Source organism: Wenzhouxiangella limi, assembly GCF_010499265.1.
GTDB lineage: Bacteria > Pseudomonadota > Gammaproteobacteria > Xanthomonadales > Wenzhouxiangellaceae > Wenzhouxiangella > Wenzhouxiangella limi.
This window is the reverse complement of sequence record NZ_JAAGSC010000043.1, coordinates 238,833-263,786: the sequence shown is the minus strand read 5'-3', so window position 1 is coordinate 263,786 and position 24,954 is coordinate 238,833. Positions and strand designations below refer to the sequence as shown.

Sequence of the window (24,954 nt, the reverse complement as noted above, 5' to 3'; positions counted from 1 at the left end):
ACCTCCGAATGGATCGCCACGCTCGCCCCAAGGCTGCATACCCATCCCGAAATCTCCCATGGGACAGGATGCCGATGAGGCGATGACCGTTACCACCTTGAGTGATATGCAGCTCCTCGTTGATGAAAGCGACCCGTGTGATGCAAGCTCGTAACGGACCGACCGGTCTGCTCCAGCATGTGCAGAATGACCTTTTATCTAGGCGCACCGATCTGCCTGGCCGATCTGGTCACGCGCCCCGAAAACTCCCTGATCCACCAAAGCGTGAAAGCCAAAGAGCGCCTGGAACCGCTCAACGGCGACGGCTTTGGCGTTGCCTGGTATGTCAAAGGACTCTCGCAGGCGGCGCGCTTTCGTTCGCTGACGCCGGCCTGGAGTAATGCCAACCTCGATGAGCTGGCAAGAGTGACCCAAAGCCATTGCCTTCTGGCTCATGTGCGCGCCGCCACCGACGGAACATTCGACGTCGCCGAGGCCAACTGCCACCCATTCCGCAAAGGCCGGTACGCATTCATGCATAACGGCCACATCGAGCAATTTCCCAAGCTGCGGCGAGCGCTGATGGCGCGCCTGAGTCACCCCGCTTTCAACAGCATTCGGGGCAACACCGACAGCGAGCACCTGTTTGCCCTCGTCTCGGACTTTCTACCTCCCGAAGCCAGTGGTCACGTCGATGATCTCATCCGCGCTCTGCGACTCGGGATTGCGACGCTGCATGAACTCATCGATCAGCATGCCCCCAACGCCCGCGTCTTTTTGAACGTGATCCTGACCGATGGGCATTGTGCAGCGGTTTGCCGCTACAGCTCCGACCCCACCCGTATCGACAGCCTTTACATCAATCGAGGCGAGCGCTATGGCTGCCACGAACAGCGTTGCTGGATGGATAGTGGCGAAAATGACGCGGTCAAGGCGGTACTGGTCAGCTCGGAGCCACTCAATTCCGGTCCAAATTGGCAACCGGTGCCACCCAATCACTTGCTGGGCATCGATTCAGACCTGCGCGTTTGCAGCCAGATCATCGAGCAGCCCCGGATCGACCGACCTGCAGACTCGGTTGAGGGCAATGAGCCATGAAAAACGCAGCGCAATCCGTCCAGGTATCGACCGAGAAGCATCGGCCACGGGTCGTCATTCTGGGTGCCGGATTCGCCGGCCTGACCGTAGCCATGCGTCTGGCGTGTCAGCCGGTTGAGATCGTGATCATCGACCGGCACAACTATCACCTGTTCCAACCGCTGCTGTACCAGGTGGCCACCGCAGCGTTGTCACCCGCCGATATCGCTGCCCCAATCCGGGGCATTCTGGGGCATTTCGACAATATCCAAGTGCTTCTCGATACGGTCACCAATATCGATCGTGATCGATGCCAGATCCAGACCTTGAGCGACCGCCGGATCGATTATGACTACCTTGTAATCGCAACCGGCGCCACCCACAATTACTTCGGCCGGGACGAGTGGCACGAACTGGCCCCGGGCCTGAAGCGCATCGAGGATGCCACCGAGCTGCGGCGGCGCATTCTGCTGGCCTTTGAGCGGGCCGAAATAGAGGAGAACCCGGCACGACGCCAGGCGCTGATGACCTTCGTCATCGTTGGCGGTGGTCCGACCGGCGTCGAAATGGCTGGCGCCATGGCGGAGCTGACCCGATTCACCCTGGCGCGCAACTTCCGCAGGATCCAGCCGGAGAACGCGCGCATTATCCTGGCCGATGCCAACGAGCGACTGCTGCGGCCATTTCCGGAGGCGCTTTCGGAAAAAGCGCGTCGTTCGCTGGAGCGGATGGGGGTGGAGATGAAGCTCGGCACGCGTGTGGACCACCTCGACCGGCACGGCGTGCGCATGGAACAGGACAAGATCGCCACCGAAACGGTGATTTGGAGCGCCGGCGTCAAGGCCTCGCCCGCCGCCGACTGGCTCGGCGTGGACAGCAACGCCGCTGGGCAAGTGGCGGTGGAAGCCGATCTGCAGCTACCCGGAGACGACCGGATCTACCTGGTCGGGGACGTCTGCCAGCACATCAACCCGGACCAGCAGCCTACGCCAGGACTGGCCCCAGCGGCCAAGCAGCAAGGCAAGCACGTGGCCCGCGATCTGATCGCACGCATTCGGGGCCGACGACGTCCCGGCGCTTTCGTCTACAAAGGTCGAGGACAGCTGGCCACCATCGGCCGGCACTCGGCGATCTGCAATTTCGGTCAGGTCCGGGTTACCGGCTATGCTGGCTGGTGGCTCTGGGGTGCCGCTCATATCTATTTCCTGATCGGTTTTCGCAATCGTGTAGTGGTTGCTGCCAACTGGTTCTGGTCGTATCTGACCTTCGGCCGCGGCATCCGGTTGATCACGGGGGATGTTGCCGTGAAACCCGACGCATCAAGCGCCGGGAACCCGGGTAGAAGTACGCTGGATCAAAGCAGGTAAGAATCATCTGACCCTGAGCGGGGCGGGTTTTTCAAGAGAATGTTTCCAGAAAGCCTTTCAGCACTTCACCGGTCTGACGTACGGAACCCCAGAATCCCGAACGCCAATGGAGCAAGCCATGACAGCCGAATACAAAATCACTCAAACCGCACCGACGCTCGAAAATGCCGGCAGCGACGCCCGCCCGCTTTTCGAATCGGCGCTATCGGCACTGGGCTTCGTACCCGAGATGTACCGTCACATGGCGAAAGCGCCGGGGCTGCTGAGCACCTACATGCATGGCTATGACCAGTTCCGAGCCCATTCCGGCATGGAACCGGCCGAGCAGGAAGTGATTTTGCTGACCATCAGCCGGGAAAACGGCTGCGTCTACTGCATGGCTGCGCACAGCATGCTGGCTGACAAGGTCTCGAATGTGCCCGAGGAAGCTCTCAAGGCCTTGCGGGAAGGCAACGAGATACCCGACGAGCGCCTGGCCGCACTGAGCCGCTTTACCCGAGCCATGTTCCAGACCCGCGGCACACCCGGCCGGAGCGAGGTTCAGGCCTTTCTTGATTGCGGTTTTACCGAAAGCCACATCATGCAGATCATTCTCGCCCTGGCCGTCAAGACCTTGAGCAACTACTCCAACCATCTCAATCAGCCCGACCTCGACGAGGCATTTGCCCGGTACCGCTGGGATACCTGACGTTATCCTTTTTCTGTCGGCCATAGCCGCGCGGGCCGCCTGTCCGGTGGTAAGGTCTCGAGAACTGCCGTCTCCGGCACGTCGCGGCAGGTCTTTGGGGAAAACACACCCGTTGGGCTGGTAAGCGATTCGGGCAAACGCCGGTCAAAGGAAATCAAGATCCATGAACGAGCCGAACGCCAATGACTGAAATCGCTCAAGCCACCAGACCGCCTGCCGCCAACGTCGAGTCAGTCGAGCAGTTCGTGGGCATGATTTCCGAAGCGACGGCACCGCTGACCGGCGGTGATTATTTCCGCACCTTGGTCGCTCGCCTGGCCCGCTCGCTGGGCGTCGAGGCCGCGCTGGTCACCGAATGCCTGGACTACCCGGAAAACCATGTCCGAACCCTCGCGCTCTGGCACGGGTCGGATTTTTCCGAAAACATCACCTTCGACCTCGTGGGTACGCCCTGCCAGGACGTGATCCACGGCGGCGAATTCTGCTTTTACCCGGAGGGCATGGGCCGGCATTTTCCAGAGTGGGCCAGCGAGGAGGGCGGCATCGAGAGCTTCATCGGCATCCCGGTTTTTGCGCCCTCCGACGGGCGCACCGTCGGCCACATCGCCGTCTATGACCAGCGCCGCATGGACAGCGATCGTATCGTCGAGTCCATGTTCCGCATCATTGCCGCCCGGGTCGGGGCCGAAATCGAGCGCATGCAGGCCGAAAAGGCCCTGCGCGACAGCGAAGCTCGGGCCCGGCAACACCTGAGTCAGCTGGCCCATGTCTCCCGGCTGGGGGCACTGGGCGAGATGGCCTCGGCCCTGGCGCACGAGATCAACCAGCCGCTGACTACGCTGACGACCTACGGCCAGACCTGCCTGCACCTGCTCGACCGGCCCGACCCGGATCTCGGCGAGCTGCGGACCGCGCTTGAGAAATCGCTGGAAGGCGCCACTCGTGCCAAGGAAGTGGTCAAAAGGCTGCGCGCTTACGTCAGCCGCGGCGATATCAAGACCCGCCTGATCCCGATCCAGCGTTTGCTTGATGACTGTCTGGTGCTGCTCCAGACGGAAACCCGCCATCACCAGGTTGAACTGGTGCTGGACCTTCAAGAGGATCTGCCCCCGATCCGGGTCGATACCGTGTTGATCCAGCAGGTGCTGCTCAACCTGGTCCGCAACGGGGTCGATGCCATCAACCACAGCGAGGGTTCCCAGCGTCGGATCGACCTGTCGGTCTGCGCCGATGCCGATGGCCGGGTGGTCTTCGAAATCGGCGACAGCGGCACGGGCATTGCCGAGGAGGTTCTGCCGCGCCTGTTTGAACCGTTCTCCAGCAGCCGCCAGGACGGTCTCGGCATTGGCCTGTCGCTGTGCCGATCGATTCTCGAGGCGCACGGCGGGCAACTCTGGCTCGCCGACACTTCGGCCAGCGGTACCCGCTTTCGCTTCAGCGTCGCGGCCGATGGCGCGCATTCTGCGCAGGACTCAGGCCGGGAGGAGATCCGGGATACGGCGGTCGGCTGACAGCCGGTTTTTCAGGTGCTGGCGTGCCCGATGCACCCGGGTCATGGCGGCGCTGCGACTGATCCCCAACCGCTCGGTGATCTCGGCAATCGAGCAGCCCAGGTAGGCCTGCAGGCGCAGCGGTTCAGCGTACTTTTTCGGCAACTGATCCACCTCGACCCGAATCTGGCTGTGCAGGATGCGCGTTTCGGCGTCAACCTGGTCGCTGTCGGTCACCTGCTGGTCCTCGATATCGACCAGGTCGAAACGCTTGCGCTCGAAGCGGCGCGCGTTCTCGCGTCGGAGCGTGGTCAACAGCCAGGGCTTGACCGCACCGGCATCGCGCAGCTGATCAATGCTGCGCCAGGCCCGGATCATCGTCTCCTGGACCAGATCCTGGGCGACCTCGCGGTCACCGGTCAGCCAGCAGCCGAAACGAAACAGGTCGTCGGCATGAGATTCCACCAAGTCTTCGAAACGGGCGGTGTGATGGTTTGCGGGCATGTCTGCTCTCCTGTCGATGGTTGAAGTTGAGCGACAGTATTCCGCCCGGCAGGCGCTGAGACCATACGGACTTCTACGGGTCCGTAGAAATACCTAATCCACCAGGTCGCGCAGAAACTCGAGCAGCTTTGACTCGTCGGACAGGTCTCCGTAGAGCACCCGCATTTCTCCAGCCTCGTCCATGCGCAACAGTGCGGGCGTGGCAAACACGGAGTAGGTGACCGTTTTCTCCGGTCGGTCAATCAGGTCGATTTCCATCGCCTTGACCGAATCGAGACCGAGCGACTTCAGCGCGGCAGCCAGATTCTTGCGGGCCCGCCGGGAGCGCGGCGCACTGCCCGTAACAAACAGCATCAGCGTGGGGACCGCAGACTCATTGGGGGTGGCATTGGCGTTCACGTGTCGTCTCCTCCGTCCTTGGTGCTGCGAGCGGGGTCTCGCTGCGCTTTCATCCGATCGGTGTAGTTCCGGTTCATGCGATCGGCTTCTTCGAAGCCTTGTTCTTCAAGCTCAAGCTCGGTCGACAGTCTCTCTGCCTCGCTTCGGGCCTGCTGGAGGCGGCGCTTCAGGTCCTCGCGGTGCTGCGCGCGTTTCAATTCGCGACGACGAGCGGCGGCTTTCTCTTCGCTTTCTTTTTGCAGCCGGGCGGTCCCCATCAGCACTTCGGTGCCGTATTCGTAGACGTCGGCCAAGGTAATGCCCTCTTCGGACAGGATCAGTTCACGCTGCTGGTTCGAGTGGGCTGATCCGCGTGATTTCACGATCGACAGAGAGCGGTTTCGCTCGCCGGCGCGGACGTTGTAGTCCAGCACGATCCAGGTATCGGCAACGGTCGAGACATGGACCGCCGTGGCCTCGCCTTCGGGATCGCCTTCGCCCGACAGCGAGGTGAGTACCGTCGTGATGCCGCGGCTGCGGGCAAAGCCCAGGATGCGCTCGGTGGCGGTGCGCGGTCCCTCGCTGCCGGCGGCCTTGAGCAACGCCGAGATCGGGTCGATAACCAGACAGTGCGGATTGAATTCCTCGATCAGGCGCCGCAGCATCAGTACGTGTTCGCTGATCAGAGCCGACCAGGCCGACAGCGCGCAAAAGCGAATGCGCCCGGCATCGATGTGCGGCTGCAGATCGAGCCCCACCGAGGCCAGGTTACGGACGTAGGGCGCCTGCATTTCGTCAAAGCTGACGTAGAGCGTGCGCTCGTGGCGCCGGGCCGCGGCTTCGGCAAAGCCGGCGGCCAGCGTACTCTTGGCGGTGCCGGGCCGGCCGGAGATCAGGGTGCTGGAACCCCGGTAGGGCCCGCCACCGAGCAGCTGGTCCAGACGCTCGATACCGGTGCTGATACGTTCGGTGCTCGCGCTGGCCGAATCACTGTCCGGGATCGCCTGATAAGGCAGCTGGATACCGTCATCGTTTATGATCACTGGCACCTGATCAGGATTATGGCTGGAGCCGCGGTACTTGGCGATGCGGATGTAGCGATGCAGGCGGCGCTCGATCATGGTTGCGGTCAGCACCAGGGTGGTCGGCAGCATGAACTCGACCCCCTCCAGATAGCGGGGTGCCGCACGATCACCTTCGACCTTGCCGCTGAGCAGCAGCGTCCAGCCGTGCCGCTCGCAGTGCTCGTTGACCTGTCGGATCTGGTCGACGGCGAGCAGAGGATCTGGCTGGTGCTTGAGTAACTGGTCAATCCCGTCAATGACGATCCAGGGGTGCGCCAGACCCTCCGCCGGCGCTCCGATCGCCGCGAGCAAGCCATCGATATCAAACGCGCCCGAGCTCTCCGCGCCGATCGGGAGGCGGGCATCGATCACAGTCCAGCCCTCCGACTGGTTCAGGTTTTCTCCCCAACAAAACGAATCAGCATTGCGGCGAACCTGAGCAGGCGACTCCTCGAACGTCACAAAAACGCCGCCATCGCCCTCGGCGACGGCGTGCGCCAGAACCTGTAGCGCCAGCACCGTCTTGCCCGCGCCCGGCTGACCGACGATCAGGGTCGCCTGCCCGTACGGCAGGCCGCCATGGGTCAAGCGGTCCAGCCCGGGAATGCCGGTCGGCCGTTTTTCCAGCTGCCAGTGGGAATCATTCATTGCCGATCATCCTTTGGATCTCAAAACACATCAAGTAGAGCTATCGTGCGCAATCAGCGGCAGGCGACTGCGTTTATCAAGCAGCCAGCGAAAGTCTTCGGCCTCCAGGGGTACGCTGTAATAGAAGCCTTGGCCGATTCGCACGCCCATCGCCAGCAAGGCCGCGGTGATTTCCGGCGACTCGATGCCCTCGGCGACGACTTCGGCCCCCAGGGCACCGGCAACGTCGATCACGGTGCGCACGATATTGCGGCTGTAGTCATCGTCGAGCAGATGGCTGACGAAGGCCCGATCGATCTTGATCTCGTCGAAGGGATAGCGCTGCAGGTACAACAGCGAGGAATACCCGGTGCCGAAATCGTCCAGCGAAAGCTTAACGCCAAGCGCGTGCAGCTCGCGGAGCTGGGTCAGCAGGTCATCCGAATGGCGTTCGAACACGCTCTCGGTGATTTCCAGCGACAGCGCCGAGGGCGCGACATCACAATCGGCCAGGGCCGCGCGAACCTTGGCCGGAAAATCCCCCAGCGCGAACTGCACCAGCGACACGTTTACCGACACGCGCACGATATCCAGGCCGGCGCGGCGCCAGTCGCGCAGCTGCCGGCAGGCATCGCGCAGCGCCCAGTCACCGATCGGACCGATCAGCTGGCTCTGCTCGGCGATGGGGATAAACAGCCCGGGCGGCTGCAGGCCGCGCTCTGGATGGTGCCAGCGGATCAGCGCCTCGGCCGAAATCAGGCTGCCGTCGGCAAGGTTCACCTTGGGCTGAAAATGAAGCTCGAATTCCTCGGCCTCGATGGCGTGGCGCAGCTCACCGGTCAGCCGGATTCTCTGGCTGGTCTTGGCGTCCAGCTCCGGCGTATACCTGACCCACTGCAGCGGAGCACCGACCTCCGCACGGTGTTCAAACAGCGCCAGCTCAGCCTCACGGATCAGACTCTCCGGGCTGCGCCTGTGCTGTCCAAAAACCGTAAACCCAATCCAAAGGTCGATCTCGACGTCGAGCTCAGCCAGCTTGAGCGGCCGCTCTACAACGCGCCCCAGATCGTTCAGCGCATCCTCGATCGTTGACCCCGGGTTGGGAACCAGCAAAACGACAAATTCGTCTCCGCCGGCGCGCGCCGCAAGGCCGCGATCACCGCAGCGGGCCTGAAGCCGACGGCCCAGTTCGATCAAGAGCAGGTCACCGGTTTCATAGCCGTAGACATCGTTGATATCGCGCTGGCTGGCCACATCGATCATGGCGATGATGCCCTCCGCCGGCCATTCCGATGCATCAAGCACCGACTGCAATCGCCGCACGAAACCGTTGCGCGAGAGCAGACCGGTCAGCGGGTCCTCGAAAGCGAGTTTTTCCAACTGCTGCTCGGCGAGATTGCGTTCAGTCACATCCACGTGCATGGCAACCACACCGCCCGGCACCGAACGATCAGCCACCAGCCGATTGAACATCACCCGAAACCAGCGTTGCTCATCCGGCGCATGACAGGGATATTCCAGCGCGAAGCTGTCGCGATCTCCAGCCAGCACCGCGCGCAGTCCGTCGGCAACGGCGCCGGCTTCTTCGGCGCACTCGCCCGTCGCTTGCTCGCACAGGCGGACGTAATTGGTATTGAGGCCAAAGTCAGCGCCCTCGAAGTCGTTCTGTTCGCCAAAATGCCGCCACTGTTCGTTGACGTCGATCACGTTGCCGGCGTTGTCGAGCAGGGCAATATGGGCCGGCAGGGAGTTGATCAGCGCCTGGCGGGTGTTGAGGGCCGCGTCGAGGGCATCGCGGGAGTCGCGCAGCGCCGCCTCCTTGCCCTGAAGCGCCTTCAACAAGCGATGTGTCTCGGTCATGTCGCGGAAAAACACGGCCAGCCCTTCTTCCCATGGATAGGCGCGGACTTCAAGCCATTTATCCAGCGGTTCAAAAAATGCGTCCACGGCCCTGAAGCTGCGCTCGGTCATTGCTTTTCGCAGGACCGCCTCGAGCTCACCGCCCAGTTCGGGAAACTGCTGCCACAGCGAAGCGCCGACCAGCTCATCGACCGACCGACCGATCATCCCGGCCGCCGCTGCATTGACGTAGGTATAGCGCCATTGCTCGTCAAAGGCGACGAAGCCGTCGGTCATCGCCTCGAACATGGCGCTCAATCGATCGTCCAGGCGCTGGCGTTCGACCTCCAGCGCCTTGCGCTCGGAGATGTCCTGAAAAGCGCCCTGAACGCGAACAATCCTGCCGTGTTCATCGCGCACGGCTTCGGCAACGGTTCGTACCCAGCGCCGTTGCCCGTCGCTGTCAATGATCTGAAGTTCCTCGTCGTAGGGCTCGCCGCGTTCGGCACAGGCGCTGAACAGCTTGCTGATCCGATCACGGTACTCCGGCGCATAGAACCCAATCCCCTCTTCCACCGTCGGTGAATATCCGGCCGGCATGCGGTGAATCGCGGCCGTCATATCGGACCAGCGAATCCGATTCTTGTCCAGATCCACCGACCATCCGCCAAAGCGAGATACACGAGCGGCCATATCCAGCAGCTGGCCGCGGCGAATGAGTTCGGCTTCGGCGGCGCGCAGGTCGGTGACGTCGGTGAGCATAAAGCCGACCTGGCGGCGCGACTCACCCGGCACATCGATCGGATAGTAGCGAACCAGAACCTGGCGCGGCCCCAAGGCCGGATGTTGGCGTTCAATCTCCACGCGTTGCACCTGGTTTGCGAAGCAGCGATCCAGGTACGGCTTGACCTCGGCCTCGAAATGCTCAGCGCCGAGGATTTCGGCCGCCGCACGGCCTTCGACCTGTTCGGGAGACAGACCGAACCAGTCGGCATACGCCTGGTTGACCCACAGGAACCGATAGCGATCGTCGACGGTCCCGCATAGATCCTGACTCCCCTCGATCAAATACTGGAACTGCCGAACCCGCAACTCTTGACGCCGGCGGCTGGTGACGTCCTGCAACGTCCCTGTCGAGCGCACGGTCTTCCCGTCCGACTCCGTTAGCGTATAGGCGCAGGCGTGTACCCACCGCACCTCGCCATCGGGGCGCACGATCCGGTACTCCGCATCGAACTCACCGCCTCTGGCCAGCCATTGTGCCCGTTTCTGTTGCAGCCACTCGCGGTCATCGGCATGAACCAGCTCAAGGAAATCCTCGATCGAACCGCCAAAGGCCTCGGGCTCGATACCGAAGATTTCGAATGCCTGTTCGCTCCAGTCCAGACGATTGCGCTCAAAGTCGAACTCCCAGCTGCCGATATTGCCAACCCGCTGGGCCCGCAGCAGCTGATCGCGGGTAGCGCGCAATTCCGAAAGCGCGCTCTCGAGATGGCGCTGCCGTTGGTCGACGGCACGGTCGGCAGCCTGGCGCTCGTCCAGTAGCGTGTTCAAGGTGTGCGCAACCCGGGCCAGCTCATCGTCGCCGGAGAAGGAGACGCGGGCTTCGACATGACCGGCGCGGATCTGCTCCAGCGTTTTCCCCAGTGAGCGCGCCGGCAGCGATATACGGCGGTGGATCACGGCAAACGCCACGATGCACAGCGTGCCGAACAATAGCGCCGAGCCGGCCAGCAGCGCGCCGACCCAGGTGGTCTCGCGCGCAATCGCCTGCTGACGCCTGCTCAGGGCATCATCCAGCGCCGTGTCCAGTGCGGTCCCCTGGTCAGCCACCCGCTGCATGATCCTGCGGCTGCGCTCGGGCAAGGCCAGCGGCTCGATATCCCGTTCCTGCGCCAAGAGCTCGCTGCCCGGCAGGCCCAGCGCCGCGCCCACCGACTCGAGCATGCTTTCAACATGCTCCGCGGCCTCGCGCGCGCCGGCGTGGTGTTCGCCGAGCTGTTCGAGTTGCTCCTGCAGCGCCTCCGCCTCCGCCAGATAGACGTTCCAGCGGTCAGAATCGGCACCAAGCACCAGCAGCCTGTCGCTGGCTGCCGAGAAGTCGTCGCTGCGCTTGTTCAAAACCAGCAGCTCGCCGACCGCGGCCTGGTTCTCGAACATCTGCTGGGCACTGTTCACGGTCAGCCCGAGCAGGACAACAAGGCCGGCCAGACACGCCGCGATACTGAACAACGAAAGCCGGTAAAGGTTCACGATGGAAGATCCCGGCCCACGCGACCATCGCTCCGGGTTCGGTCCTTAGCCTGTTTTCGCTGGGGCATGAACTCAGTGTACACGCGCGATGGACCGAATTCCGCGGGCAGCCGTGTCGGCGTCGGTATCGGCAAGAACGCTGCCGACAACCCCCTGTCTTCGGCCCCGGCTACCAGCCAGCGTCGGACCAAAAGCGCGGCGGACGGCGCTCGACCACCTCAAGAACCTGCCGATCGACCAGCCGGCGACCGCTGCGATCCCAGCTCTCGACCGTCAGCGCATGCATCCCCACCGGCAGGCTTGCCGGCAGCCGCACCCTCCACAAGTGAACGTTGCGGTCGCCCAGCGATCGGCCCTGGGGACGCGGCACGCCCTGATTGCGGCGACCCTTGAAGCTCTCGTAGCCCTGGGTTCCGGGGTCGCCGGAACGGCTGACGATGGCCCGGCGGGCGTCGCTGGCCTGGCGCCGAACCGAAAAGGGATCGGCATACAGGGCACCGGTCAGGGGCGCCTCGCCCTGCCCGGCCTGGGTGCGCTCCAGCTCGAACCACTCGCCCTCGCCCAGGCGGGCTCGCACGCGCGTGGATCGACTGCCGAGCCAGACGTTGGCGGTCAGGTACACCCCTTCGGCCAGGTCGTCGAGGGTGACCATGAACTCGTCGGGTAAGTCGTGGACCGACACGGGCGGCACCGGGTCGCGCTCTTCTTCCGGCTGTTCCATCCACGCATTCAGGGTTTCGTGCCAGTCCCGAAACGCCGGCGTGTTCAGCGAGACCCACTGCCCGCGGCGCGGGTCCATGCGCGCTCCGCGGTAGCGCTCACGGTAGTCGGCGCCGTCAAAGTCGAGCATGACCAAGCCCTTGGGCCCGCCCATGCGCTGCAGCGCCATGGGAATGCCGTCGATGTCGAAATTGCCCTGCCACCAGGCGCCCGAGGCGGCGCCGGCGACGATGTGGCGAAACGGCAGCGGGCCGACGCCGACGTTTTCCTGCCAGCCGGCGTACCACTCGCCGGGCTCGAGGTTTTCCAGGGTGTGCGTGTGCCCGGCCAGCGACAGCGCCGGACGTCCCTCGAGCAGGGCGTGGATCTCGGCGCTGTTGTCGGTCTGGTGGACGGGTCGGTCGGCGTCGCTGAACGACACCAGCGGCACGTGATGGAGCAGCACGATCAGGCGATCCTGCGGGATATGGTCGAGCAGGTTGGCCAGCCACTGCATCTGGGTTTCCGGGACGCGCCCGTTGTAGCGCGGCCGATCGCCGAGGCAGAACTCGCGGCCCGGGCGCGCGGCATCGCTTTCTCCGCACGGATAGACGACGTTGTTGAGCACCACAAAAGTGGCCTGGCCGATCTCGAAAGCGTAGTAGGTGGGCTTGACCATCCGGCGCCAGGAGTCACCCGAGTGGGCCGGATCGGTGGCGTCGAAATCCAGATCGTGGTTGCCGAACACCAGCCACTGCGGCACCCCGACCGTGGCCCCTGCAGCCAGCAGCCGGTCAAGCAGATCCAGGTCATCGCCGACCACGTCGCCGACATAGATCATGCAGTCGCCCGCCTCCAGGCCCTCGTCGAGCAGGTCGCTGACGATGCTGGAGCGGAAAAAACCCACCTCCTGGTTGGAGTAAGTCTGGCTGTCGCCGATCACCGCACAGCGGAAGGTCTCGCCCGCCGGTGCCGGCTGCAGGGCAAAATCGACAGTCTCCGGCAGCGGGCCGGGATCGGGCAGGCCACCAAAGCGCAGCGCCTCCGGGGTACCCCCGGCCTTGTAGCTGAAGGCAAACTGCGGGATCTGGCGCTCATCGACCGGCACCCGCCAACCCGAGGGCTGGACCACGCTGAGGTCCATATCCTCGCGCGCCGGCAGCACCCAGGCGCCGTCGGCCGTGGTTTCGACCAGCTCAAGGCCGTTGGAGACCAGCACCCCGGCCACCCCCGGCTCACCGGGCTGGCGCAGGCCGTCGCCATTGAGGTCATGAAAGACGTGGCCCGACACGGTATCGCCGGCCTGGGCCGTCGCCAGCAGCATAAAAAAGCCAAGGCCGGGCAGGGTCTTGAGAAGTCGGCTGTGCATGTTCGAAACTCCACTGTGATGTCGGGTCGGCCAGATCTTGGCGGCCGCTTGTTGCAAGGGCATGAAAACCGAAGGTCTAGGGCTGGCCTGCCGTTCAACCGCTGCCCAGCAGCAGCTCAAGCTCTTCAGGCCCCAGGTCCATGGCGCCGCCGTCGCCGAGCAGGCCGTCGATCAGCTCGCGCTTGCTGGCCTGCAGTCGCTGCACGCGTTCTTCAATCGTACCTTCGGTCAGGAGCCGATAAACGAAGACTTTACGGTCCTGACCGATGCGGTGGGCGCGGTCGGTGGCCTGGTCCTCCACGGCCGGGTTCCACCACGGATCGTAGTGGATGACGGTATCGGCGGCGGTCAGGTTCAGCCCCACGCCACCGGCGCGCAGGCTGATCAGAAACACCGGCGCGTCGCCGCGCTGGAAGGCCTCGATCACTTTCTGCCGGTCGCGCGTGCGGCCGGTCAGCTTGACAAAGCCAATGCCGCGCCGGACCAGCTCCTGTTCGATCAGCTCGAGCATGCGGACAAACTGCGAAAACAGCAGAATGCGTCGGCCCTCGATCACCATTTCCGGCAGCAGATCCATCAGCAGCTCCAGCTTGGCCGATTCCGGCGCGCTGGCCCGGCCCGACCGGTCGGTGGTCGAATCGAGCAGGCGCGGGTCGCAGCAGGCCTGGCGCAGCCGCAGCAGCGCGTCGAGAATCACCATCCGCCCGCGCTCGACGCCCTGGGCCTGCAGGGCGGAGCGCACGCGCTCACGCATCTCCTCGCGCAGCGACTGATACAGGCGGTACTGGCTGCCGGTCAGCGGGACGCTGCGCACGATCTCGGTCTTGGCCGGCAGCTCCGGCGCCACCTCGGCCTTGGTTCGGCGCAGGAAAAACGGCCGCACCCGGCGCGCCAGCATAGCGCGGCGCTCCGAGCTGCCGAATTGCTCGATGGGCTGGCGGAACTGGGCCCGGAACGCGCGCTCGGCCCCGAGCAAGCCGGGCATCAGGAAGTCGAACTGGCTCCACAATTCGCCCAGATGGTTTTCCATCGGCGTACCGGTCAGGCACAGACGATGGCGGGTCTGCAGGCGCCGGACGGCGCGCGCGGCGCGCGTGCGCGGGTTCTTGACCGCCTGGGCCTCGTCCAGGATCACCAGGTGCCAGCGCTCTTGCTCGAGCCAGTCGATGTCGCGCGCCAGCAGCGGGTAGGTGGTCAGCACCAGGTCGCTGTCGGCGATCCACTGAAAATCGCCCCGGCGACGCGGCCCGTGCAGCAGCAGCACCTTGAGTTCCGGCGCAAAGCGATGCGCCTCGGCGCGCCAGTTGAACATCAGGCTGGTCGGCGCCACCACCAGCGCCGGGCGATCCAGCCGACCGGCGTTCTTCTCGGTCAACACGTGGGCCAGGGTCTGGACCGTCTTGCCCAGGCCCATGTCGTCGGCCAGGATGCCGCCAAAGCCGGCCTCGCGCAAAAACTGCAGCCAGCCCAGCCCCTGGCGCTGATAGTCGCGCAGCACGGCCTGCAAACCGGGCGGCTCGCGCAGCGGCTCGACCAGGCTGGGCTGGTCCAGGCGATGGGCCACTTCGGCCAGTTCGGGGTCACCGCTCAGCGCCCACAGCGGCGCAAGACGGGCCAGGTCGGCCAGGCGCCCGCGCCGGACCCGCATCGGCCCGGGGCCGAGCCGGAACTGCGGATCGCTGAGCTCCACCAGCGCCTCCAGCACCACCTTCAGACGCGGCCGGTCCACCGCCACCAGGCGACGATCATCCACGGCCACCACAATCTCGGCGCCGGACTCAGGACTATCGAGCACCGACTGCACCAGCATGGGGGTGGCCTGCTGGGCCCAGTCCGTGATCCCGGCCAGCACGCTGTGGCGCTGCTGGTCGGTCTGAATGTCCAGATCCAGCACGATCCCCTCACCCACCGCGTTGCTCAGGCGGCAGGTCCAGGCCCGGGCAAACAAAAGCTCGCCGACCAGGTCGGCGTCGCGCCGGATCCGCCAGCCCTCGGCTTCCAGCGCGGCCAGGCCGCGCTGGGCGCCCGCCCAGGCTTCGGTCAGCCGCTCGCGCTCGGCCGGCACCAGCAAACCGCCGTCGCCTGGCGGATAATCCAGCCCGGCCAGCGTGGCCAGCACCACCAGGCCCAGCGCCTCCAGACGCGCCAGGCAGGCTTCTTCGAAGGCATGCTCGCGCGCGACGCTGAGCACGCGCTGCGGTTGGTGCTCATCATCGGTCGGCTGCAGGCGGCTGCTGCCCTCGGCGTCCCAGGCCAGCCGCAGATCGCCGTAGCGAAACCCAAGGCACACCGACGGCAGCCGCAGAAACCGCCCGCTGCTGCCCACCTCGACGTTGCGCAAGCGAATATCGACCTGCGGTCTGCGCCGCACGAGGGTTTCGACTTCAACGAGCTGGGGCTCCGGAAGCCCGCTTTTGCCGGACCGAATCCGCTCCCGCACCCGGGCGACCTGGTCGGCGCCGACCCGGCCGTAGCCGAGCAACTCGGTCACCAGGTCATCGGACCCGTTTGCAGCCCGGACCGGCCGGCAGACCCCGCTGAGTGGATCGATCACCCAGGGCGGCAACAGCGGCAGGTGAACCCACTTGGTCTGGCCTGCCGCAGCCGACAAATCAAAGCGCAGCGCCTGCGAACCGTCTGGCAGGAGCTGCCAGAACAGATCCGCCGTCAGCGCTTCGGCGGCGCGCAGCGCGGCACCTTCGGCATCTTCCCAGCGTCCGCGCCCGGTCGCCAGTACCTTGACGAACAGAGCCTGGGCAGAAGGCGGCAGCGGGTACCAGGTCAGCCCCGGGAGCAGCTCGCAGCGCTCGGCCAGCTCGTGCAGGATGTCGAAGTCGGCTTCGGTCAGGTACGGCGGTCGGGTTTCCTGATCGATCAGGCTCAGCGCCAGCGGCGCAACATCGCCGATCACCCCGGCCAGCGGCGCGCGCACCGGGCTCACGCTGAGCTGACCGTCAGCGGACAGGTGCAGCAGATACAAGACCTTGTGGCTGGGGCGCCCTCGCCGCGCGCTCGTGCGCTTCCTCAACGCACGCGCATCGCGGGGGACCGGGTCATCTGGCGCAAGGCGAATTCATCTACCGGCTAGAGGCAACCCGTTATTTTAATGCGCCTGGTGGCCCGGACACAGGTAAAGGCGCCGTCCGGCGACCACGATCTTCGCCACTGCCCGGTCGCACTCAAAGCAGCTTTGTCCAGCACGGCCGAAAACAAAGTGGCGATAATCCCGGCGGCGCCAGCCGGCCTTGCGCAGCGCCGCCACCCGCGCCGCATCGTTGGTGATCCCGCCGGTCTCGACCGACCGCCACATCAGATCGCTAACGGCTGTGGCGAGGGCGCGCCGCTGATCGCCGCCCAGGTCGACCGGACGGGTGTCAGGGTGCAGGCGAGCCAGGTACAGGATTTCGGAGCGCAGGTAGTTGCCGACGCCGGCCAGAAAGGACTGGTCGAGCAGCAGATGGCCCAGCCGCCGCCGGGCAAAGCGCGGTTGCGCGATCCACTCTTCGATGGCCGCGGGGTCGGCGCTAGTCGAGAGCACATCGAGCCCGGCGCGGCGCAGAAACGGATGGTCTGCCAGCCGGCCCGGCTCGATCAGATCGATCTGGGAGGCGCTGTAGAGCAGCGCCGAGCGCTGCAGGGTGCTCAGCGCCAGGCGCAGCTGCCGGCGCGTATCCGGGCGGCGATCGGGGGCTGAAAACATCCAGCGCCCGTAGAGCTGGTTGTGGGTATAGATCGTATGGCCCTGCTCGAACTCGATCAGCAGCGCCTTGCCCTGGGTGCGAACCCGGCAGACGCGCTGACCGGCCAGCTCGGCGGCCCGGGCCTGCAGATGAGGGTAGGCAAACCAGACCTCGGTCAAGGGCGCCGCGGCCACCGTTTCGGCCACTTTCTGCGCCATCCGGTACATCTCCGGCCCCTCAGGCATCCAGGGTCAGTCCCGGGTCACGCCCAGCGCCGCCCAGGCCAGCAGCAGCCAGCCGAACATCAGGGTCACACCACCCAGCGGCGTGACGTAGGTCAACTCGTCGATACCCGTCAGCGCCGCGGCATAAATACTGAAGCTGAAAAGCACGGTGCCGGCCACCAGGAACCCGGCCGCCAGATTGAGACGCCGAGCCGGCCGCGCACCGGCGGCCAGGCCCAGACCCAGCGCGGTCACGACCACCGCGCCGACCTGGTGATAGCGCACGGCGGTCATGACCCAGCGCCAGACCTCGTCGTCCACGCGCTGCTGGATGAGATGCTCGGCCGAGGCGCCGATGATGACCGAAAGCAGCCCCAGCAGTGCACCGAGAAGAAGAACAGGATTCATGGCAGGCGTCCCAATGCAAAGTCAGCGCCGAGTATGGCCCGAGCGCAATCAGCAAAACGCCAAAGCCGGGCGCGGCTACCAGCCGCGCGTACCGGGCCCGCCCTTGAACGGCCCCTTCACCCAGGAGGTAATCCAGCCGCCGTAGAAATCACCTTCCTGCGGCCGGATGCGCTCGCCGGCCACGTAACAGGCCTCCACGCGCCCGGCGTAGAACGACACGCGAGCGCTGAGGCGGGCATCGGTCGGATCGGGATAGGCCCAGCAGACGTCGTGAATCAGCTGATCACCGATGCGCAGATGCCAGTAGCGCGCCTGCCCTTTCCATTCGCAGAATGTCCGGGTCTGGCTCGGCTCCAGGTAGCGGAAGTCAACGTCGGCTTCAGGGAAATAGAAGCACGGCGGATGCGAAGTCTCCAGAACCCTCACGCCCGCGGTCGTCTCGGCCAGCACGTGGCCGGCGTGTTCCACTTTCAGGGGCCAGTCGATCGACTCGATGGCCGGCGGGCGCGGGTAATCCCAGACCGATTCCTGCTCGGGCAATAGCTTCATGAGGGCTGCGAATTCGCTGTTGGACGGCCAGGGACCATGCCCCGTCGAGCGTCAAAATCAAGCGAAACCGCAGACCCGCGCCAAAATTGATCTGGATCAAGATTGACAATGATTCGCATTTGCTACATTATGGTCACCATGTACGTATGCATCTGCAATCGACTCAAGGAAGACACCATCCGCTCTTTGGCCCAGGAGGGGCTGGGTTTCAATGAAATCCAGGCCTTGACGGGTTGCTCGAGCGTATGCGGAAGCTGCCGGGAATTTGCCGAGGAAGTCATTCTCTCGGTGCACGCAAGACCGCAACAGGCCTCGTCCCTGCAGGTTCTTGCCGGCAACGCCCTCTAGGCGTTCCGCGGTCTCCGCCTTCGACCACCTTCGCTGCACGGCGCTGCGGTATCATGACGGTTGGTTGTGATCCAACCCGCACCCGTTACATTTCTTTGAAGGAATAAAGATGAAAGGCGATCCAAAAATTATCGAACTGCTGAACCAGGCACTCAAGGGCGAACTGACCGCCATCAACCAGTATTTTCTCCACTCGCGCATGTTCGAGGACTGGGGCCTGGAGCGTCTGGCCAAAAAGGAATACCAGGAATCCATCGAGGAAATGCAGCACGCCGATGAAATCATCAAGCGCATTCTCTTCCTCGAAGGCCTGCCCAATCTACAGGATCTGGGTCGACTGAAAATCGGCGAAACCCCGCGCGAGGCCATGGAATGCGATCTGGCGCTGGAGCACGAAGCCATTCCGATGTACCGCGATGCCGTCGAATACGCGGAGAAATCCCGCGACTACGGCAGCCGGGACCTGTTCCAGAAGATTCTCGAGGACGAAGAAGGCCACGTCGATTACCTCGAGACCCAGCTTGCGCTGATGGATCGCCTTGGCGAGCAGAACTACCTTCAGTCGCAGATGTCGCCGGCTGACGCTGACGAGTAATAATCGACTTCGAGCACCTTGCCCGGGTTCATCAAGCCCAGCGGATCAAGCGCCCGCTTGATCCGCTGCATCGCAAAAAGCGCCGCTGGATCGGCGCTTTTTGCCATCCAGCCCTTGCGCAGCAAGCCGATGCCGTGCTCGGCGGCGATCGAACCGCCCACCGCCAGCACGCTGGAAAACACCAGCTCGTTGATCTCCTCCTCGCGCGCCCGGAACGCTTCGGCTGCCATCTCGCGAGGCTGGGTGAGATTGAAGTGCAGGTTGCCGTCGCCGAAATGACCGAACACGCAGGGGCGAATGCCCGGCACTCGGTCGCGTAGCCGCGCCAGCGTCTGATCGATGAAGCCGGGAATTGCCGCGATCGGCACCGAGATGTCGTGCTTTAGGCTGACCCCGCCGGCTTTTTGCGCATCCGAGATGCTTTCTCGGATCTGCCAGAAGGCATCGGCCTGCGCCTGGCTTTGGGCGACGACGACATCGGTGACGTTTTCGGCCGCACATTCGGCCTCCAGGCATTCGAGCACGGCCTCGCCCAACCACTGGCCGGCCGCAGCGCAATCGCAGTCGAGCAGCACGTGCCAAGGTGCTTGCGGGTCGACCGGGCAGCGCGCGCCGGGCCGATGCGCCAGCGCGAACTCGATCGCCAGGGCCGGCATGACCTCGAAGGCAGTGATGGTTTCTCCCACGGCCTGGCGCACCCGGCGCAGTACTGCCAGGGCTGAAGCCGGCGACGGAACGGCCAGCCAGGCGACTTCGCGCTGGCGCGGCAGCGGCTTGAGCGCCAGGGATGCGGCAGTGATGATGCCCAGCGTGCCTTCCGAGCCGACCAGCAGCTGGGCCAGATCGTAGCCGGCGTTGTCCTTGCGCAGCGGCGACAGCCCGCGCCAGATCGATCCATCGGCCAGCACCGCTTCCAGCCCGAGCACCATGTGCCGGGCGTTGCCGAAGCGGATGGTTTCGTTGCCGCCGGCGTTGGTCGCCAACACACCGCCGATGGTGGCGCTGTCGCCGGAGGCCAGCGCCAGCGGCAAGCGCCAGCCCTGCGCGGCAGCCACCCGGGTCGTCGCGCCCAGCGTGCAGCCGGCCTCGACCGTCAGGCAGGCCGAGTCGGAATCAAGCTTGCGCACCGCGCGCAGGCGCTCCAGGCTGATCAACAGCTCGCGCCGCTCGCCGCAGGCCACGGCCCCACCGACCAGCCCGGTATTACCGCCTTGGGGCACCATGGCCACGCCATGACGAAGGCAACACTCCACCAGCGCAGAGAGCATGGCGACGTCCGCCGGCCGGGCCACGGCCAGCGCCCGGGACTCGTAGCGGCCGCGCCACTCGCGCTCGTAGCGGGTCAGGTCCTGGCCCGGCAACAGCAGGCCGGGCGCATCGAGCACGCCGGCAAGATCGGCGAGAAAGTCCCTGGTCATGCCACCGGCCCAGTTCGAGTTAAGCGACTGCGGCGGCAAAAGCCTTGCGGGTCAGGTTGACCGGGTCGGACTCGGTCACCAGCACGTTGTCCTCGATGCGGATGCCGCCGAAGCTGCGCAACTGCTCCACCGCCGTCCAGTCAATCCGGCCTGAGAACTCGCTGGCCCGCAGCCGCTCCAGCAGCATCGGGATGAAGTACAAGCCCGGCTCCACGGTCACCACGTTGCCGGCGACCAGTTCCCGCGTCAGCCGAAGATGGGGATCCGACGCCGGCGGCGCCAGCGCCTGACCGTCGGCGTCGACCAGACCGTTGACGTCGTGCACCTGCACGCCCAGAAAATGTCCGAGTCCGTGCGGGAAGAAATAGCGGCTGATCCCGGCCTCCACGATCTCATCGGCCGGCAGATCGACGATCCCGGCGTGGTGGAGGATGTGGGCGATGCCATGATGCGCCTGGCGATGCAGGTCAACAAAAGAGACCCGCGGACACATCGCGCGGCACAGCCGCTGCTGGAGGGCGTCCATCTCGCTGATCAGGGCCGCAAAAGGTCCGCTGTCGGCATGGCTGGTCCAGGTCCGGGTGATATCGCTGCCGTAGCCGCAGTGGCTGGCGCCGGCGTCAATCAGAAAACTGCGCGCAGACGCCGGCCTTTCCGGACAGCGGTGCTGATAGTGGAGCACGGCAGCGTGCTCGTTGAGCGCGACAATGCTCGAATACGGCAGCTGATCCTGGTCCTGACCAGCAGCGGCCAGATAGGCCAGGTGGATCTCCAGTTCGCTGCTCCCGGCCCGATACGCATCGGCCGCGGTCCGGTGCGCGCTGGCGGCGACGTCGTTGGCGCGATGCAGGCATTCGCGTTCCCAGGCGGTCTTGACCGTCCGATCTTCGGCCAGCCAGTGCAGCAGATCGGGCGGGTTGAGCGCAACTTCCTCGCCCAGCGGTCCCAAATCCGCCGGATCACCGATCGCGGCCAGCGCGCGCCGGTTGCGGAAACGCGACGCCCACGCCGCGGCATCAGTGACGGCACGTATTTCAAAAGAATCCGCCCACCAGGGTTCCGGGTCGGAGGGTGCCATGTGCCAGAAATCCTCCGGCTGGCAGTACCAGAGACGGGGCCGCTCGCCGACCCGGAACTCCAGCAGGCAGTCAGCGGCCAGCGGCAGCGGCACCATGGCCACAAACGGCGCGTGGGCGCGAAACGGCGGATGCTGGTCGTCGAACAAGCGCGCGCGCGGGCGGCCGGAGTGGATCAGCAGGGCGTCGTAGCCGAGCCGGGCCAGCGCCTGATCGACCACGTCGCGACGATGCTCGAGGTGGCGGGCGTAGAGCAGTTCCTGGGTCAGGTTCATGGGCGGCCTTGGGAAATTGGGTAAACTGGCAAGCTGTCTTCGCCCCGAATTGTAGCGCGCACGCAAGCGCACCGACGCCATGAGCCTAGAGATCTACAACACCCTGACCCGGCGCAAGCAAGCCTTCGTGCCGCAGGATCCCGAACGGGTAACGATGTACGCCTGCGGCCCGACGGTCTACAACTATGCCCACATCGGCAACGCGCGCCCGGCGGTGATCTTCGACCTGCTTTACCGCGTCCTCCGTCGCAATTTTCCCTCCGTGGTCTACGCCCGCAACATCACCGACGTCGACGACAAGATCAATCAGACCGCAACCAGCGAGGGCGTGCCGATCAGCGTCATCTCGCGGCGCTATGCCGACGCCTACCACGCCGACATGGCCAAACTGGGGGTAGAACAGCCGACCATCGAGCCGCGCGCGACCGACCATATCGCCGAAATCATCGCCATGATCGAGCGCCTGATCAAGCAGGGAAACGCCTATGTCGCCGAAGCGCATGTCCTGTTCGACGTGGGCACTTTCCCCGACTATGGTCAGCTTTCGCGCCGCGATCGACGCGAGATGATCGCCGGATCACGGGTCGAGGTTGCGCCCTACAAGCGCAACCCCGGTGATTTCGTGCTGTGGAAACCATCGACCCAGGACCAGCCCGGCTGGGACAGCCCCTGGGGGCGCGGCCGCCCCGGCTGGCATATCGAGTGCTCGGCCATGTCGGCGGCTCATCTCGGCGAGGTGATCGATATTCATGCCGGCGGCCAGGATCTGGTCTTTCCGCACCACGAAAACGAGATCGCCCAGAGTCGCTGCGCGCACGGCACGGAAGTCTTTGCCCGCTACTGGATGCACAACGGCTTCGTGACTGTCGACAAGCGCAAGATGTCGAAGTCACTGGGTAATACCCTGGTGGTGCATGAACTGCTCAAGCAGTGGCCCGGAGAGGTGATGCGATATGTCCTGCTGTCGGCCCATTACCGACAGCCGCTGGACTGGTCGGACAAGGCGCTGGAGCAGGCCCAGGCCACGCTCGATCGCCTCTATGGTCTGCTGCAAGACCACGACGATGGCCGCGCCGCCGAGCCGGATGCGGCGGTCGTCGCTGCGCTGGAAGACGATCTCAACACGCCCACCGCTCTGGCCGCCCTCAACCAGGTCGCGCGCCGGGTCGGATCGGACGACGGCACCGCCGCAGCCTGCCTGCGCACCAGCGGCGCCGTGCTCGGACTGCTTCAGCAATCACCCGAAGAATGGTCCGAGCGCCGCAGCGCACAAGTCGACATCGAGCCCGATGAGATTGAAGAGTTGATCGAACAACGCAACGCCGCGCGACAGCAGCGCGACTTTGCCGCCGCCGACCGCATACGCGATGATCTCGCCAGGCAAGGTATCGTGTTGAAAGATGGCCCAAACGGAACGACCTGGGAGACCGCCAACCGATGAGTACAGCGACCGCGCAACAGGCCCAGCAGGAAATCATCGAGGAGTTCGGTTTTTTCGAAGACTGGATGGAGCGTTATCAGTACCTGATCGACCTGGGCAAGAAACTGCCGCCCGTGCCGCCCGAACAGCGAACCGACGACCGGCTGCTCGCCGGCTGCCAGTCCAACGTCTGGTTCATTCCCGAGGGTGACGCCCAGCGCCTGGAGTTCCGCGCCTGCTCCGATGCGGCCATTGTTTCGGGGCTGATCGCGCTGCTTCTGCGCGTGTATTCAGGGCGCAGCGCCGAGGAAATCCTGGCCACTGAGCCCGAGTTCATCGAAGCGATCGGCTTGAGCGAACATCTTTCGGCCACCCGCGCCAACGGGCTGGCCGCCATGCTTCAGGCCGTGCGCAACACGGCCGCCTCGGCCCGATCCTGAAGCGCCCATGAAAAAAGCCGGCGCGAGGGCCGGCTTTTTTCACAGGTTTATCTGCAAGCGATCAGTCGTCGCTGCGCTCCAGCACCACCAGCTCAACCCGACGGTTTTGCTGTCGGTTCTCGGTGGAAGTGTTTGGCACCTTCGGCCGGTCTTCACCGTATCCGCTTATGACCAGACGGTCCGGATCCACGTCGCCTTCGTCGACCAGATAATCCCGAACCGCGCTCGCTCGGCGCTCGGACAGGCCCTGGTTATAGGCTTCAGGCCCCAGGTCGCAGGTGTGCCCGGCCACTTCGATCCGCACCAGTTCCTCGTGCAGATTGAGCAGGGCGGCGGCTTCGTTCAGTTCCGCAACCGCTTCGGACCGCAGCTCGGCCGAATCCAGCTCGAAGGTCACCATGGCATCGAACTCGAAGATCACCTCCGGCTCCGGTTCCGGCTCGGGAGCAGGCGCTGGGGGCGGCGGAGGCGGCGCCGGCTCGGAGCGCGGTGCCGGTGGCGGGGGCAGTTCACCCAGGCGAACGGTGAGCGCAACCGTCCCGAGGATATCTATGAAACCACGCGAGCGGTTGAAGGTGTCGCGGTCGTTGTCGTAGCGACCCTCCAGCTCGGCGCGCAGCGACAAACGATCGTTCAGCCGATGAGCCAGCCCGGCACCGAGCGAGCCGTAAATGTCGCGACCGTCGTCGAAGTAGCTGGCGTGTTCCTGGATCCCGCCCGCGATCAGCAGGTACGGCCGGGTCGCAGCGTCGCCGACATCAAGGTGGTAGCGACCGACCACCCCGTAGGAGTTGAGGCGGATTGTCTCGCTGTCGCCGGGCGTCTGCTCGTCGAACTCGGTCTTGTAGCGATCCAGTCGCAGGTCGACGCTGAACTGCGGCGTCACGAAACGCCCGAAACTCAGGCCGTAATAAGGACCATCATCGCCCAGCCGGTCGTCGTGTGGCCGGGCAAAGCCGACGGCCGGTGAAATATACCAGCGATCGTCGAAGTCGGTTTCGGCCACGGCCGCCTGACTCATCATCGCGACGGCGCCAACGGCCATCGTCAGCATGCTCATCTTCATTTCACTTCCCTCTTCCATTGAGATATCACGTCCGGATGAGCGCTTGCCGACCTGGCCGACCCATGCTTTCACCGGAACCTGAAATTTTAGTTCCGCTCACGAGTGGACATTATTAACGATT

The 24,954-nt window shown here is 64.7% G+C and carries 20 protein-coding genes; 8 read left to right on the top strand and 12 right to left on the bottom strand.

Annotated features, from left to right (window positions below; translation table 11 throughout):
• The first annotated feature begins 186 nt into the window (after positions 1-186).
• The 4 genes from G3I74_RS13045 (at position 187) to G3I74_RS13030 (ending at position 4,622) form a co-directional block, all read left to right on the top strand.
• Complete coding sequence (locus tag G3I74_RS13045) at positions 187-1,077, top strand: class II glutamine amidotransferase (RefSeq protein WP_164212040.1); 891 nt, start codon at positions 187-189, stop codon at positions 1,075-1,077.
• Positions 1,074-2,423 (top strand): NAD(P)/FAD-dependent oxidoreductase, encoded by a 1,350-nt coding sequence (locus G3I74_RS13040; protein WP_164212039.1) that lies wholly within the window; start codon positions 1,074-1,076, stop codon positions 2,421-2,423. Before G3I74_RS13045 ends, G3I74_RS13040 begins: the two co-directional genes overlap by 4 nt.
• Before the next feature lie 118 nt (positions 2,424-2,541).
• Positions 2,542-3,111, top strand: coding sequence for a carboxymuconolactone decarboxylase family protein (locus tag G3I74_RS13035; protein WP_164212038.1), 570 nt, complete (start codon positions 2,542-2,544; stop codon positions 3,109-3,111).
• A gap of 182 nt (positions 3,112-3,293) precedes the next feature.
• Complete coding sequence (locus tag G3I74_RS13030) at positions 3,294-4,622, top strand: ATP-binding protein (protein WP_164212037.1); 1,329 nt, start codon at positions 3,294-3,296, stop codon at positions 4,620-4,622.
• Here G3I74_RS13030 and G3I74_RS13025 read toward each other — a convergent pair.
• The 9 genes from G3I74_RS13025 to G3I74_RS12985 all read right to left on the bottom strand — a co-directional run bounded on the left by G3I74_RS13025 (position 4,584) and on the right by G3I74_RS12985 (position 18,195).
• Positions 4,584-5,105 (bottom strand): sigma-70 family RNA polymerase sigma factor, encoded by a 522-nt coding sequence (locus G3I74_RS13025; protein WP_164212036.1) that lies wholly within the window; start codon positions 5,103-5,105, stop codon positions 4,584-4,586. The two genes, G3I74_RS13030 and G3I74_RS13025, sit on opposite strands and share 39 nt — an antisense overlap.
• A 93-nt stretch (positions 5,106-5,198) precedes the next feature.
• Positions 5,199-5,504, bottom strand: a complete 306-nt coding sequence (locus G3I74_RS13020) for a circadian clock KaiB family protein (protein ID WP_338063110.1) — start codon at positions 5,502-5,504, stop codon at positions 5,199-5,201.
• Positions 5,501-7,195 (bottom strand): DUF7125 family protein, encoded by a 1,695-nt coding sequence (locus G3I74_RS13015; RefSeq protein ID WP_164212035.1) that lies wholly within the window; start codon positions 7,193-7,195, stop codon positions 5,501-5,503. The genes G3I74_RS13020 and G3I74_RS13015 overlap by 4 nt, the downstream gene beginning before the upstream one ends.
• A 30-nt stretch (positions 7,196-7,225) precedes the next feature.
• On the bottom strand, positions 7,226-11,266 hold the full coding sequence (locus G3I74_RS13010; RefSeq protein WP_164212034.1) for an EAL domain-containing protein: 4,041 nt from the start codon (positions 11,264-11,266) through the stop codon (positions 7,226-7,228).
• Positions 11,267-11,435: 169 nt separating this feature from the next.
• The gene (locus G3I74_RS13005) at positions 11,436-13,334 is read right to left on the bottom strand and encodes a calcineurin-like phosphoesterase C-terminal domain-containing protein (protein ID WP_164212033.1); all 1,899 of its coding nucleotides are present in this window, start codon (positions 13,332-13,334) and stop codon (positions 11,436-11,438) included.
• Positions 13,335-13,428: 94 nt separating this feature from the next.
• The gene (locus tag G3I74_RS15745) at positions 13,429-16,314 is read right to left on the bottom strand and encodes a DEAD/DEAH box helicase (protein ID WP_203594738.1); all 2,886 of its coding nucleotides are present in this window, start codon (positions 16,312-16,314) and stop codon (positions 13,429-13,431) included.
• Between the two features lie 123 nt (positions 16,315-16,437).
• Positions 16,438-17,259 (bottom strand): endonuclease VIII, encoded by an 822-nt coding sequence (gene nei, locus G3I74_RS12995; protein WP_164212032.1) that lies wholly within the window; start codon positions 17,257-17,259, stop codon positions 16,438-16,440.
• A gap of 6 nt (positions 17,260-17,265) precedes the next feature.
• Positions 17,266-17,646, bottom strand: a complete 381-nt coding sequence (locus tag G3I74_RS12990) for a DUF423 domain-containing protein (RefSeq protein ID WP_164212031.1) — start codon at positions 17,644-17,646, stop codon at positions 17,266-17,268.
• Between the two features lie 75 nt (positions 17,647-17,721).
• Positions 17,722-18,195, bottom strand: a complete 474-nt coding sequence (locus tag G3I74_RS12985; RefSeq protein ID WP_164212030.1) for a DUF427 domain-containing protein — start codon at positions 18,193-18,195, stop codon at positions 17,722-17,724.
• 108 nt (positions 18,196-18,303) lie between these two features.
• On the opposite strand from G3I74_RS12985, the gene G3I74_RS12980 reads away from it, so the two are divergent.
• The gene (locus G3I74_RS12980; protein WP_164212029.1) at positions 18,304-18,543 is read left to right on the top strand and encodes a (2Fe-2S)-binding protein; all 240 of its coding nucleotides are present in this window, start codon (positions 18,304-18,306) and stop codon (positions 18,541-18,543) included.
• A gap of 109 nt (positions 18,544-18,652) precedes the next feature.
• Positions 18,653-19,138, top strand: coding sequence for a bacterioferritin (gene bfr, locus G3I74_RS12975; RefSeq protein WP_164212028.1), 486 nt, complete (start codon positions 18,653-18,655; stop codon positions 19,136-19,138).
• On the opposite strand, the gene G3I74_RS12970 is transcribed toward bfr, so the two are convergent.
• Together G3I74_RS12970 and pepQ are read right to left on the bottom strand one after the other, a co-directional pair.
• A complete protein-coding gene (locus G3I74_RS12970; protein ID WP_164212027.1) occupies positions 19,102-20,556 on the bottom strand; it encodes an FAD-binding oxidoreductase in 1,455 nt (484 codons plus the stop codon). The two genes, bfr and G3I74_RS12970, sit on opposite strands and share 37 nt — an antisense overlap.
• 19 nt (positions 20,557-20,575) lie before the next feature.
• Positions 20,576-21,907 (bottom strand): Xaa-Pro dipeptidase, encoded by a 1,332-nt coding sequence (pepQ, locus tag G3I74_RS12965; RefSeq protein ID WP_164212026.1) that lies wholly within the window; start codon positions 21,905-21,907, stop codon positions 20,576-20,578.
• Between the two features lie 79 nt (positions 21,908-21,986).
• Here pepQ and cysS point away from each other — a divergent pair, with 79 nt between their 5' ends.
• Positions 21,987-23,348: a cysteine--tRNA ligase gene (gene cysS / locus G3I74_RS12960; RefSeq protein ID WP_164212025.1), complete on the top strand. Its 1,362-nt coding sequence runs from the start codon at positions 21,987-21,989 to the stop codon at positions 23,346-23,348.
• Positions 23,345-23,767, top strand: coding sequence for a SufE family protein (locus G3I74_RS12955; protein ID WP_164212024.1), 423 nt, complete (start codon positions 23,345-23,347; stop codon positions 23,765-23,767). The genes cysS and G3I74_RS12955 overlap by 4 nt, the downstream gene beginning before the upstream one ends.
• Positions 23,768-23,828: 61 nt before the next feature.
• On the opposite strand, the gene G3I74_RS12950 is transcribed toward G3I74_RS12955, so the two are convergent.
• Positions 23,829-24,827 (bottom strand): OmpA family protein, encoded by a 999-nt coding sequence (locus tag G3I74_RS12950; protein WP_164212023.1) that lies wholly within the window; start codon positions 24,825-24,827, stop codon positions 23,829-23,831.
• Positions 24,828-24,954 lie beyond the last annotated feature (127 nt).

What these genes read in the sequence shown, in the direction of transcription:
- G3I74_RS13045 (WP_164212040.1), top strand. Translation starts at nt 187, where the DNA reads ATGACCTTTTATCTAGGCGCACCGATCTGCCTGGCCGATCTGGTCACG.
- G3I74_RS13040 (WP_164212039.1), top strand. Translation starts at nt 1,074, where the DNA reads ATGAAAAACGCAGCGCAATCCGTCCAGGTATCGACCGAGAAGCATCGG.
- G3I74_RS13035 (WP_164212038.1), top strand. Translation starts at nt 2,542, where the DNA reads ATGACAGCCGAATACAAAATCACTCAAACCGCACCGACGCTCGAAAAT.
- G3I74_RS13030 (WP_164212037.1), top strand. Translation starts at nt 3,294, where the DNA reads ATGACTGAAATCGCTCAAGCCACCAGACCGCCTGCCGCCAACGTCGAG.
- G3I74_RS13025 (WP_164212036.1), bottom strand. Translation starts at nt 5,105, where the DNA reads ATGCCCGCAAACCATCACACCGCCCGTTTCGAAGACTTGGTGGAATCT.
- G3I74_RS13015 (WP_164212035.1), bottom strand. Translation starts at nt 7,195, where the DNA reads ATGAATGATTCCCACTGGCAGCTGGAAAAACGGCCGACCGGCATTCCC.
- G3I74_RS13005 (WP_164212033.1), bottom strand. Translation starts at nt 13,334, where the DNA reads ATGCACAGCCGACTTCTCAAGACCCTGCCCGGCCTTGGCTTTTTTATG.
- nei (WP_164212032.1), bottom strand. Translation starts at nt 17,259, where the DNA reads ATGCCTGAGGGGCCGGAGATGTACCGGATGGCGCAGAAAGTGGCCGAA.
- G3I74_RS12990 (WP_164212031.1), bottom strand. Translation starts at nt 17,646, where the DNA reads ATGAATCCTGTTCTTCTTCTCGGTGCACTGCTGGGGCTGCTTTCGGTC.
- G3I74_RS12985 (WP_164212030.1), bottom strand. Translation starts at nt 18,195, where the DNA reads ATGAAGCTATTGCCCGAGCAGGAATCGGTCTGGGATTACCCGCGCCCG.
- G3I74_RS12980 (WP_164212029.1), top strand. Translation starts at nt 18,304, where the DNA reads ATGATTCGCATTTGCTACATTATGGTCACCATGTACGTATGCATCTGC.
- bfr (WP_164212028.1), top strand. Translation starts at nt 18,653, where the DNA reads ATGAAAGGCGATCCAAAAATTATCGAACTGCTGAACCAGGCACTCAAG.
- G3I74_RS12970 (WP_164212027.1), bottom strand. Translation starts at nt 20,556, where the DNA reads ATGACCAGGGACTTTCTCGCCGATCTTGCCGGCGTGCTCGATGCGCCC.
- pepQ (WP_164212026.1), bottom strand. Translation starts at nt 21,907, where the DNA reads ATGAACCTGACCCAGGAACTGCTCTACGCCCGCCACCTCGAGCATCGT.
- cysS (WP_164212025.1), top strand. Translation starts at nt 21,987, where the DNA reads ATGAGCCTAGAGATCTACAACACCCTGACCCGGCGCAAGCAAGCCTTC.
- G3I74_RS12955 (WP_164212024.1), top strand. Translation starts at nt 23,345, where the DNA reads ATGAGTACAGCGACCGCGCAACAGGCCCAGCAGGAAATCATCGAGGAG.
- G3I74_RS12950 (WP_164212023.1), bottom strand. Translation starts at nt 24,827, where the DNA reads ATGAGCATGCTGACGATGGCCGTTGGCGCCGTCGCGATGATGAGTCAG.